Here is an 11,753-nt window from a genome sequence, read left to right as displayed (position 1 = left end):
CATGCAAACCATTCTGGGCGCCACCGGCCAGATTGCGGTGGAACTGGCGCGGGAGCTGTGCCGCACCTATACGACAGACTTGCGCCTTGTGAGCCGTAGCCCCAGGAAGGTCAATGACTCCGACTCCCTGGTGTCGGCCAACCTGCTCGATGCAGCCCAGGCTGCCAGGGCGGTGGAGGGCAGCAGCACCGTCTACTTCACTGCGGGGCTGCCGCCGGATACGCGGCTGTGGGAAGAGCAGTTTCCAGCGATGCTCAGGAACTCGCTGGAGGCGGCCCGGGCGGCAAAGGCCAAATTCGTCTATTTCGACAACACCTACATGTACCCGCAGGATGATCGCTTGCTGACCGAGGCTTCGGTATTCGAGCCAGTCGGCCGCAAGGGCAGGGGGCGCGCGGCGATGGCGTCGATGGTTTTGCAGGAGATGGCGCGCGGCGAGATTCCCGTCGTCATCGGCCGGGCACCGGAGTTCTATGGTCCCGACAAGACGCAGAGCATCACCAACCGGTTGATCATCGACAAGATCAAGTCTGGCCAGACGCCGCGTGTGCCGGTGCGGGACGACACCAGGCGCACGCTCATCTGGACTCCCGATGCGAGCCGTGCGCTGGCTGCCCTGGGCAACGCAGCGGACGCGTTCGGACAAACCTGGCATCTGCCCTGCGACGATGATCGCCTGACCTACAGGCAGTTTGTTGCGCTGGCATTCGAGCTCTGCGGGCGCGAGCCCTCGTATCGAGTGCTTGGCAAGTGGGCTTTGACGGCGGCGGGCATCGTATCCCGGCAGGTCCGTGAGCTCCGGGAGCTGCTGCCGCGCTATGAGCGCGACAACCTGTTCGACTCGACGAAATTCAAGCAGCGTTTCCCGGAGTTCGAAGTGACCACCTATCGCCAGGGGCTCAGGCACATGCTTGCCGAACCCCGCCGCGAAGCCATTTGAAAGGTAGGCCGTCATGCCCCGTCGCATTCTCCATGTCGTGTCCAACGTGGGTCACTTCGATAACCCCGATGAGCCAACCGGCTTGTGGCTGTCGGAGCTGGCCCATGCCTACGATCTGTTCGCGGCCCAAGGCTACGAGCAGCGGCTGGTGAGCCCCAAGGGGGGAGTAACACCGCTTGAGCCACGCTCACTCAAATGGCCGAACGCCGACGCCTCCGCCAAGCACTGGTTGGCTGACCCCGCCAGCATGGCGTTGCTCTCGAACACCGTCTCGCCGGGGGAGCTAAACGGCAAGGATTTCGATGCGATCTACTTCACGGGCGGTCATGCCGTGATGTACGACTTTCCGGATGATGAGGGACTGCAGCGACTCACCCGCGAGGTCTATGAGAGCGGGGGAATAGTTGCCTCTGTGTGCCATGGCTACTGCGGCCTTTTGAACACTCGGCTCTCTGACGGCTCGTTGCTCGTTGCAGGTCGGCGCGTGACCGGCTTTACCTGGATGGAAGAGATCCTGGCGGGAGTTGCCAAGCAGGTGCCTTACGACGCCGAGGAAGAGATGAGGCGACGTGGCGCCCGGTTCGAAAAATCGCTGGTTCCCTTTACTCCCAAGGCTGTGGTGGATGGCCGCCTGGTGACTGGGCAGAACCCTCAGTCAGCCAAGGTGACTGCCAAACGGGTCATTTCAGTGCTGAGCGCCTGAACGCAGCCAACGTGCTGGCCCGGGAAACATGGAGGAGGTGCAGCTTGGCTTGAGTCCCGGAGTAACCGAACAGCGATGCGTGGTGATTGAACGGGCAATTCGGAGGTCACATTGCCGCTGTGATTGACGCGAAGGAGGCTCCAGCGGATGGCGGTCGTTCATACATCGGACAGCACGCTGTGGAGCAGCCCGTACAGGGGCGTAGTGGTCTCGCTGCAGAGTCAGTCTGGGGCGATTTTCGCTTCTCGTTCCGGCCGACGGATGAAACAGCACGCCCGGCAACTGCACGTATGCAGGCGCCGGCATCGATCAACACATAATCCGGAGAGACGAGCATGGGATACGTCTCGACCAAAGACGGTGTCGAGATCTTTTATAAGGATTGGGGCCCGCGGAGCGCCCCGGTCATCCACTTCCATCACGGCTGGCCGCTCAGTGCCGACGACTGGGACGCCCAGATGCTGTTCTTCGTCGCGAATGGCTTCCGAGTCGTTGCTCACGATCGTCGCGGACATGGGCGATCGAGCCAGGTGTGGGACGGGCATGACATGGACCACTACGCTGACGACGTGGCCGCGGTAGTCAATCATCCGGGTACCCAGGGGGCGGTGCATGTGGGCCACTCCACCGGTGGCGGAGAGGTCATCCACTACATTGCCCGCCACGACGAGGACCGCGTATCCAAGGCCGCGATCATCAGCGCGGTTCCTCCCCTGATGGTCAAGACCCAGAGCAATCCTGGCGGTCTGCCCAAGGAGGTGTTTGACGACCTTCAGGCCCAGCTCAAGGCCAATCGCGCTCAGTTCTATCATGACGTGCCGGCCGGGCCGTTCTACGGCTTTAACCGTCCGGGAGCGAAATCCTCCGAAGGCATCATCTGGAACTGGTGGCGCCAGGGCATGATGGGGTGCGCCCAGGCTCACTACGATGGCATCGTTGCGTTCTCCCCAGACGGACTTCACCGAGGACCTCAAGAGCATCACGATTCCCGTACTGGTGATGCATGGGGATGACGACCAGATCGTGCCCTACGAGGACTCCGGGCCGCTGTCGGCAAAGCTGCTCAAGAACGGGGTTCTCCGAACCTACCCTGGTTTCCCCCATGGAATGCCGACCACCGAAGCCGAGACGATCAACACAGATCGCGGCTAACCTCCCAGGGAGCCAGGTCTTCCTGGCTCCCTTCAGTTGCGCTTTTCCGCCGGCAACTACCGACCCGGATGCTGGCGCTGCGTGGTCCAGGTCTTGCTCCGCCGTGCTGCGCGCTGGCGCCATCTGTAGGACTGGCGAGGCCAGTTGAACTGGATACTGAAGCGTATCGATCCTGATGTTGACGTGCCGTTTCACCGGCTCAGGTATTGCAAACAGATTTTTTACATCTGTTGTTATAACGTTACCGGCCTCCCTCGCAGCAGTCCCTCCCTGCGTCGGCCGATACCGGGTGACGGTTGTACTTCCTGGAGTTTTCATGAAAGTCGATCTAGACGACGAGGCCACCGACCTCGATGGATTGCCACGTTTCCAGCGCGCAAGGATTAATACGCGCAGGCTGGTGCTGATCAGCTACCTGGCGCTGGCCATAGTGATCCTGTTTGCGGTGCTCCAGGGACTGGTCGGCGTGTTCAGCCCCGACTCCCATTGGCTCGTCCTGCTTTCCGTCAATGCCGCCGCGCTGCTCCTGCTGGCCGCGACGGCGCAGTCTGCCTGGCAGGTGGCGAGCTGGCGCGCCCTTGCGGCGGGCCAGGAGCCTTCGTCACTGTTCTTCTGGCGCAGTGCCCCCAGCAATCCCCCCGAGGCGCTAAGTCTTGTCGAGCGCTGGTTCGCGCAGTTCGGCGGCGCCTTCGGGCGGCAACTGCGGCGTCTCGGCGCCGAGACGCCCTGGCTCATCGGTCTGGCAGGGCTCGCGCTGCTGATGGTCAGGAGCTCCTGGCGCCTCGACCTGCCGTTACCACAGGCAGCAGGCCAGGTAACCTGGGTTGCGGTTGGTGTGCTGGCGGTGTTCGCTTTCTGCCTAGTCGTGGTCGAGCGCCACCTGATGGCAGAAAACGCCACGACCTGGCCGGAGGCCGCCGCCATTGCGGCGATGTTGCGATTGGTCATTGCGGTTCAGGTTCTGACCATTGCGTGCCTGGTAAGCGTCGACGGCGAGCGTCTGTGGCCGGCGCGGATGGCGGTATTGATCGGGGTACTGCCCGCTGTTGCCGCGCTGGAGTTGCTGCTGCGCACCGTACTGGCGATGTTCCGTCCCTCGCGCCCGCGGGAAGAGCCCGTGCTGGTTGCACGCAGCCTGGTTGGCGAACTCCTGCAATGGCCACCTCGACCGTTGGCGATGTTGCAGAATGAATTGCATGAGCGCCTGGGCATCGACCTGCGCCAGGTGTGGGCCTTCGCGTTCATGCGCCGGGCGTTTCTCCCGGTGGCGGCGCTGGTGGCACTGGTCGGCTGGCTGCTGACGGGAATCGTTGAGGTGCCAATGAGCAATCGCGGCGTGTACGAGCGTTTCGGCAAACCCGTGGCGGTCTATCAGCCGGGATTGCACATTGGCCTGCCCTGGCCATTGGGCAAGGTGTTGAGCGTGGACAACAGTATCATCCACGAGCTGGCGACCTCGGGCGAGGAGGGCGCAGTGGAGCCGCTGGCCGCGGCCGAAGGGGCGGCGCCGCTGACGGCCAATCGCCTGTGGGACGCCACCCACCTGAGCGAGAATTCCCAGGTTATCGCTGGCACCGAAGGCGGCCGCCAGGGCTTCCAGATCGTCAACATGGACGTGCGCTTCCTCTACCGTATCGGCCTGAGCGACGCGGCGGCGCTAGCGGCGACCTACCATAGCGCCGACGTCCCTCAGCTGCTGCGCAGCGTGGCCAATCGTGTGCTGGTCCACGACTTCGCCGGTCGTTCGCTGGATGGTTTGCTGGGCGCCGAGCGTGAAGCACTCGGCCGCGACATCGGCCGAGCGGTGCAGGAAGACCTGGACCGAATGGACAGTGGCGTGGAACTGCTGGCGACCTCGGTGGAGGCGATCCACCCGCCAGCAGGCGCTGCTAACGCCTACCATGCCGTGCAGGCCGCGCAGATCACGGCTCAGGCGCTGATCGCCCGCGATCGCGGACAGGCCGCGCAGCAGCTCAACCAGGCCCGCCTGAACGCCACCTCGCTGACCGACAAGGCGACTGCTGCTGCCCATGAAACCTCGACCACGGCCAGCACCGCCGCGCTGCGCTTCGACGCCGAGCGAACGGCCTGGCAGCGCGCCGGCCAGGCCTTCATCCTCGAACAGTACCTGTCTCGCCTGTCCCAGGGGCTCGCAGGCGCGAGCAGCCTGATCATCGACCACCGCTTGACGGCGCGCCAGGCGCCGACTCTGGACCTGCGCAGCTATATCGTGCCTTTCGACCCTACGCCGCCCAATCCCGCCGCGGCTCGCCCGCAGGAGCGCAACAATTGAGTTCCCCTAGCTCACACGGCCATGACCACTACCACGATCATCACCACCATGATCACGATCATCACCACGACTACGACCATGACCACGGTGGCCCCAAGGTCCGCGCCCGCCCGGCTGGGCTGCGCATTGGTGTGGCGCTGCTGCTGGTTCTGGTGATGGCGGCGACGGCATGCTTCGTCCAGGTTCGCGTTGGCGAGGCGACGGTGATCACGCGCTTCGGCAATCCTTCGCGCGTGCTGATCGAACCAGGCCTGGCTTGGCGCTGGCCGGTGCCGTTCGAGACCGCGGTGCCGGTCGACCTGCGCCTGCGCACGACTTCCAGCGGGCTGCAGGATGTGGGCACGCGGGACGGCCTGCGTATCATCGTCCAGGCCTATATCGCCTGGCAGGTGGCGCCGGACCCGCAGAGCATCCAGCTGTTCATGCGGGCAGTGCAGAACCAGCCCGACGAGGCCGCCCGGCAGATTCGCACCCTGGTGGGCTCGGCGCTGGAAACCACCGCCAGCGGATTCGAACTGGCTGACCTGGTCAACGTCGATGCCAGCCGCGTGCGCATCGATGCGTTCGAACAGCGCCTGCTGGAGCAGATCGAGCACCAACTGATCAACACCTACGGGGTACGTGTGGTGCAGGTGGGAATCGAGCGCCTGACCCTGCCCAAGGTCACCCTCGACGCCACCGTCGACCGCATGCGCGCCGAGCGCGAGACCATTGCCACCGAGCGCACGGCCGAAGGCAAGCGCAAGGCTGCCGAAATCCAGTCGGCTGCCGAGCGCGATGCGAGGATTCTGCAGGCCGACGCGAACGTCAAGGCGGCGCAGATTCAGGCCCAGTCGCAGGTCGAAGCGGCGCAGGTCTATGGCAAGGCCTATTCCGGCGCCCCCGAGCTCTACACCCTGTTGCGTTCGCTCGACACCCTGAGCTCGGTGATCAACCCCGGTACGCGCCTGGTATTGCGCACGGATGCAGCGCCGTTCCGCGCACTCGTCGATGGGCCTGCGCTGCCCGCTGGAGCGGCCCGTGAGCAGCAGTGATGAGTTGTCCAGCCGGCAGCCCGCAAGCCCTTGGCTGCAGTCCGGTCGTATCGGCTTCCTCGCGCTTTACGGGGTGACGCTGCTGGCGGCGATGGGCTGGCTGTTCGGCAACGTGCGCCAGGTGGGCCCTGAAAGCCGCGCCGTCGTGCTGCGACTGGGGGCGGAGCAGCGCATCCAGAATGCCGGCTTGCTACTGGCCTGGCCGCGACCGTTCGAGCAGGTGGTCATGCTGCCCTCGGCGGGACGGGTCACCGAGCGCCGGGTCGAATTGCTGCTGCGCTCGGAACTCGCGCAAAAGTCCGATCGTGACGGCTCGCTGGCCAGCGATGCCACGGCCGGCTCCGGCTATCTGCTGACCGGCGATTCTGGGGCTGTGCAGCTGGACGTGCGGGTGTTCTACACGGTGAACGATCCTTATGCCTTCGCGCGCCAGGGGGCGCACGTGGAACCCGCCCTGGACCGCCTGGTGGAGCGCAGCGCGGTGCAGATCTGCGCTTCGCGCGACATGGATGCCATCCTGGTCGCACGTCCCGAGCTGGTTGGCGGGGACGCCCAGTTGGCCGCGCGTCGCGAGCAGCTGCGCGGCGACCTGCAGCATGGCATCAATCGCAGCCTGGCCCGCCTGAGCTCGGCCGGCGTCAGCCTGGGCATCGAGGTAATGCGGGTCGATGTGCAGTCTTCCTTGCCCTTGTCCGCTGTCAGCGCCTTCAACGCCGTGCTCACGGCCAGCCAGCAGGCCGAGCAGGCCGTGGCGAAAGCTCGCAACGATGCCGCACGCCAATTGCAGCAAGCCACCCAGGCGGCTGATCGTACGGTGCAGGTGGCGCAGGCGCAGGCAAGCGAACGGCTGTCCCGCGCCCAGTCCGAGACCGCCACGATCGTCGGTCTGACGCAGCAGCAAGGTCCGCAGCTGTTGTTGCGCCTTTACCGGGAGCGCGTACCGGCGATCCTTGCCCGCGCGGGCTCGGTCACCACGGTCGACAAGGACGACGCCGGGCGGATGATCCTGCCGGGGCCCAAACCATGAGCATTCCCATGCGCCGACCTGTTTCGCCCCACATTCATTCTCGGAGCTGCTCGCGATGAGTACTCATCACAGCCATTGCGATCACCACCACGCACATTCGCACCTCACTTCCGGCTTGCTGTCGCAGGCCGAGCGCCGCACCGCCGCACGCCAGCTGAGCCTGGCCATGCTGGCGCTGGGGCTGCTGGCGCTGGGCCTCGTCTGGCGCTGGCTGGTGCCGGCCCAGGAGGGCGTGAGCCAGCTGCTGCTGGGGATTGCCTCGCTGCTGGTAGCCATCCCAGTCTTGCGCTCGGCGTGGTACAGCCTGCTCAGGCCCAGCCTGCACGGCATCACCGACCAGCTCATCGGCCTGGCCATGCTCGGCGCCTGGGCGACCGGTGACCTGGCCACCGCAGCGCTGCTGCCGATCATCATGATCTTCGGCCACATCCTCGAGGAGCGCAGCGTGCTGGGCTCGCAGGAAGCAATCGCGGCGCTTGGGCAACTGACCCGCAGCCAGGCGCGCCTGATCGATGCAGCTGGCCAGGTGCGCGAGGTCGATAACGCCAGCCTCAAGCCGGGGGATCAGGTCGAGGTCCGCGCCGGTGACCGCGTGCCGGCCGACGGCCGCGTGCTCGAAGGTCAGGCTAGCCTCGACACTGCTCCCATCACTGGGGAGGCGGTGCCGCTGGAGGTTTCCCCCGGCATGGATATCCATGGCGGCTCGATCAACCTGGATGGCCTGTTGCGGGTAGAGATCACCCGTGTCGGCGATGATTCCACCCTGGGCAAGGTCATCGCGCTGATGCAGCGGGCCGAGCAAGCCAAGCCGCCGATCACTCGGCTGCTCGAACGACATGCCGGGCGTTACCTGATTCTGGTGCTGCTGATAGCCGCCGTGACCTGGTTCATTACCAGCGACGCCCAGGCCATGCTGGCTGTGCTGGTGGCTGCCTGCCCGTGTGCCCTGGTGCTGTCGGCACCGGCGACGGCGGTGGCGGGCATCGCCGTGGCGGCCCGGCACGGCATTCTTATCCGCGGCTCCGCCTTCCTCGAGGAGCTGGCCGACCTGTCGTCACTGGTGATCGACAAGACCGGCACGCTGACCTACGGCGACCTGCGCCTGCACAGCGTGATCGACACTGCGCAGGAGACGCCTCGCACAGAGATTCTGAAGCTTGCCGCCAGCCTGGGCGCTGCCAGCAGCCACCCGGTCAGCCGGGCGCTAGCCGCGCTGGTAGCGCACGAACAGCATCTGGCGCTGGTGGATATTCACGAGCGCCAGGGTTTCGGTGTCGTGGCGCACACGGCTGCGGGAGAGGCGGCGCTGGGGCGCCCGGAGCTGTTCCGCCAACTGGGCCTGGAGGTTCCGGCAGTCCCCGAACACGATGGCCCCATTGCCGGTCTGGCCTTGAACGGGCAATTCCTCGCCTGGCTGCTGCTGGCCGACAACGTGCGCGCGGAGTCCGCCGAGGCCATGCAGCAATTGCGTGAGCTTGGCCTGCGGCGTCAGTTGCTGCTGACCGGCGATCGCAGCCGCGTGGCCGAGGCCATTGCCGCGCAGGTCGGCATTACTCGCGTGGTGGCCGAGGCGCTGCCCGAGGACAAGATGCGCCAGGTTAATCAGGAACTTCAGGCGGGTTTTCGTCCGCTGGTGGTGGGCGATGGCATCAACGATTCGCTGGCGCTCAAGGCCGGAGTCGTGGGAGTCGCGATGGGCGCAGGCGGTGCCGATATCGCTCTGGCAGCGGCGGATATCGTGCTGATCAACGGCGATCTGCGACGCCTGGGTACCTGTGTCCGCCTCAGTCGCCAGTGTCGCCGTACGCTGCAGGTCAACGTGCTGATCGGCTTGGGCTGGACCCTGGCTATCGTCGTCGCGGCGGCTTTTGGCCTGCTGGGTGCGGCGGGGGCGATGATCGCAGCCCTCCTGCACAACCTCAGCACCTTGCTGGTACTGACCAACGCCGGGCACCTGTTGCGCTATGACGAGAGGCTCGTGGAAAACCGCGCTACGCTGGCGGTGCAACCAGCGTAGCGCCTTGTCGCTTCGGCGGGGGCGACCGTCCCGCCGGACGAAGGCTCTTGTTTGTGTATCGCCCCAATCGGGAGGCAGCTGGTCGAGTCTCTCTGTACGATCGCTACTCTGTATAGTTGTATGATGCAACCATTTGGGGAGCGCTGCCGATGCCGATTGATCCGTCAATAGTGGAGCAGATCCGTTGCGCATCGCGCACGATGGTTCGCGAGCTGGGGTTCATGCGCACGACTCTGGCAGGCACCGACTACTCGCCTTCCGCTGTGCACGCCCTGCTGGAACTGGGTTCGCGCGGTGCGCTCACGGCAGCTCAGCTTGTCCAGATTCTCGGGCTGGAAAAGTCCAGCGTCAGCCGCATGGTGGCGAAACTCATACAGGCCGGCGAGGTGGCGGAGAGTGCAGGCGATGACGACGCGCGGACCAAACAGCTCAGCCTGACAGAGCAGGGCACGCGCTCGGTCGAAGCAATCCATGCCTATGGCCAGATGCAGGTGACAACAGCGCTGACCCCCTTGAATACTCAGCAGCAGCTGACCATCGCGCAGGGGTTGGACGCCTACGCAAAAGCCCTTACTGCTTACCGTTCTGGCGCGCAAGAGCAGGTAGGTTCTGTCATCCATGTCCGTTCGGGATACCGTCCCGGGTTGATTGGGCGCGTGGTGGAAATGCACGCAAGCTTTTACGCGCGGCACTCCGGTTTCGGACAATTCTTTGAAAGCCAGGTGGCAACCGGCATCGCAGAATTCGCCGGGCGATTGGGCAATCCGCGTAATGAGGTGTGGGTGGCAGAGCATGGCCATCGAATTGTCGGGTCAGTCGTCATTGACGGTGAAGACTTGGGCAGTAACGAGGCGCACCTTCGCTGGTTCATCCTGGATGAGCAGTGCCGGGGTAATGGCGTGGGGCGCCGCCTGCTCGATGAGGCAATGGCCTTCTGCAATGAGCAAGGCTTCTCCGCCGTTCAGCTCTGGACTTTCAAGGGACTCGATGCCGCGCGTCGGCTCTATGAATCGTTTGGCTTTGAGCTGACCCATGAAGAACCTGGAAACCAATGGGGCGCCGCTGTCCTGGAGCAGCAGTTCACGCTCAAGCTCTGAGCGGTGGGACGGTTCGCACCGGGCCGATTGCAACCCCATGAAAAGGCGGCAACCGGCCAGGTGCAACGAGCCCCCGGATCAGTCCTGGAAAACAGGAGCACCCAGGGTAAAGCCTGCTCCCTCGATGTGATGAACCTGCGGCTCTTCCGCGAAGTATTCCTGCAGGCCTTCCATGAACTGTCGATGGTCGTCACTCGCTTCGAAGCCGGGCGTGTGGTCCTCGAGTGATTGCCAACGCACGATCAAGGTGAAGTGCATCGGCGTTTCAATCCCCTGCGCGAGCAGGTGCCCGCCATAGCCCTTTGCGCGGCAGAGCAGGGGAGCGACCTCGGCAAAGGCCTGCCGGAAGCGTTCGATGTGTTCCTGGTGGACGGGCAGTAGAGCGATTTCGTAAATCATGGGAACCCTCTGAAGTCAGTTCAATGAGGTGGACTAAGGTGCGACTGCAATCGCGATCTTTCCCCTGAGGCCGTTGTTAGGACTTTCCAGCAGGGCATGCGCCTGCGCGATATCGGCCAGCGAATAGACGGCGCCCACGTGCGGTCGCAGTTGCCCACGTGCTACCAGCGCGCTTAATTCATCGAGCTTGCCGCGATTCTGCCGGGTGAAGACGAAGTGGTAACTGGCGTTCTTGCCCCATGCCTGGATGAGGTTCTGCGGCTGAGCAATGTCAACGATGGTGACGACCCGGCCGAGTTGGGCGAGGGCGTCGGGACTGCGGGACAACGTGTTCCCGCCGATGGTGTCGAACACCACATCGACGCCGTGCCCCTGGGTTTCTTGCTGGATGACTTCGACGTAGTCTTGCTTCTCGTAGTCGATGATTACGTCGGCGCCCATGCTGCGCGCAAACTCGACGTTATCCTCGCGCACGGTGGTGAAGACCCTGGCGCCAATGGCTTCCGCCAGTTGAATGGCCACATGTCCTACGCCTCCCGCTCCGCCGTGAATCAGAATGCTTTCGCCGACTTTGAGCGCCGCTCTGACGGTCAATGCTTCCCACGCCGTTCCGCCCACAAGACTCAGACTTGCCGCCTCTAGATGGCTCAGGGAGGCGGGTTTCCTGCCGACGATGCTCTGATCAGCAACGTGGTATTCGGCATAGCTTCCCGGACCGTCGAATATCTGTGGGGTGTACCAGACCTCGTCGCCGGGAGTGAAGGCCGTCACTCCCGGCCCGACCTCCGCGACAACACCGGACACGTCGTGTCCGGTAATCGCCGGAAGGGGCACAAGGTCGGCATAGTCACCGCGTCGGACCTGATAATCCAAGGGGTTGATGCAGGTGGCATGTACCCGGACCAGGACCTGTCCCGCGCCCGGCACGGGCTTGGGGGCGTCGCAAAGCTCGAACGAGTTCGGGCCACCGAAGGACTTGAGCATCATCGCTTTCATTGCAGAGCCTCTATTCTCAGAAAAATGAATATCGCGAATTACCGATATAGTGAGGGGATTTTTACCCCGTATCCCAGGTCATCACGGATCTCCTG

9 protein-coding genes and 1 pseudogene are annotated in these 11,753 nt (G+C 64.3%); 8 read left to right on the top strand and 2 right to left on the bottom strand.

Features of this window, described 5'->3' with window-relative positions; genetic code table 11:
• Position 1: 1 nt before the first annotated feature.
• The 8 genes and pseudogenes from ACIPK7_RS06760 (at position 2) to ACIPK7_RS06725 (ending at position 10,263) form a co-directional block, all read left to right on the top strand.
• Complete coding sequence (locus ACIPK7_RS06760; RefSeq protein WP_401086703.1) at positions 2–940, top strand: NAD-dependent epimerase/dehydratase family protein; 939 nt, start codon at positions 2–4, stop codon at positions 938–940.
• Positions 941–953: 13 nt separating this feature from the next.
• Positions 954–1,643, top strand: coding sequence for a type 1 glutamine amidotransferase domain-containing protein (locus ACIPK7_RS06755; protein ID WP_401086700.1), 690 nt, complete (start codon positions 954–956; stop codon positions 1,641–1,643).
• A 335-nt stretch (positions 1,644–1,978) separates the two neighbouring features.
• Positions 1,979–2,795: pseudogene (locus ACIPK7_RS06750) on the top strand (alpha/beta fold hydrolase).
• Positions 2,796–3,111: 316 nt separating this feature from the next.
• Entirely contained in the window at positions 3,112–5,088 is a 1,977-nt protein-coding gene (gene hflK, locus ACIPK7_RS06745) for a protease modulator HflK (RefSeq protein WP_401086698.1), read from the top strand.
• A complete protein-coding gene (gene hflC, locus ACIPK7_RS06740) occupies positions 5,085–6,122 on the top strand; it encodes a protease modulator HflC (protein ID WP_401086695.1) in 1,038 nt (345 codons plus the stop codon). Before hflK (ACIPK7_RS06745) ends, hflC begins: the two co-directional genes overlap by 4 nt.
• Complete coding sequence (hflK, locus tag ACIPK7_RS06735) at positions 6,109–7,149, top strand: protease modulator HflK (RefSeq protein ID WP_401086692.1); 1,041 nt, start codon at positions 6,109–6,111, stop codon at positions 7,147–7,149. Before hflC ends, hflK (ACIPK7_RS06735) begins: the two co-directional genes overlap by 14 nt.
• A gap of 55 nt (positions 7,150–7,204) precedes the next feature.
• Positions 7,205–9,166, top strand: coding sequence for a heavy metal translocating P-type ATPase (locus tag ACIPK7_RS06730; protein ID WP_401086689.1), 1,962 nt, complete (start codon positions 7,205–7,207; stop codon positions 9,164–9,166).
• Positions 9,167–9,315: 149 nt separating this feature from the next.
• Positions 9,316–10,263 carry a GNAT family N-acetyltransferase gene (locus ACIPK7_RS06725; RefSeq protein ID WP_401086686.1) on the top strand — a complete coding sequence of 316 codons (948 nt, stop codon included), beginning with the start codon at positions 9,316–9,318 and terminating at the stop codon, positions 10,261–10,263.
• 78 nt (positions 10,264–10,341) lie between these two features.
• Here the strand turns inward: ACIPK7_RS06725 and ACIPK7_RS06720 are convergent, their stop codons facing one another.
• Both ACIPK7_RS06720 and ACIPK7_RS06715 read right to left on the bottom strand, forming a co-directional pair.
• Positions 10,342–10,662 carry an antibiotic biosynthesis monooxygenase family protein gene (locus tag ACIPK7_RS06720; RefSeq protein ID WP_401086683.1) on the bottom strand — a complete coding sequence of 107 codons (321 nt, stop codon included), beginning with the start codon at positions 10,660–10,662 and terminating at the stop codon, positions 10,342–10,344.
• A 33-nt stretch (positions 10,663–10,695) separates the two neighbouring features.
• Positions 10,696–11,658: a zinc-dependent alcohol dehydrogenase family protein gene (locus tag ACIPK7_RS06715; protein ID WP_401086681.1), complete on the bottom strand. Its 963-nt coding sequence runs from the start codon at positions 11,656–11,658 to the stop codon at positions 10,696–10,698.
• Between the last annotated feature and the right edge of the window lie 95 nt (positions 11,659–11,753).

It is taken from the genome of Pseudomonas sp. NPDC086581, from assembly GCF_044746165.1.
Lineage (GTDB): Bacteria > Pseudomonadota > Gammaproteobacteria > Pseudomonadales > Pseudomonadaceae > Pseudomonas.
Note: the sequence above shows the minus strand (reverse complement) of the source record. Positions and strands in the feature narration are given on the sequence as shown.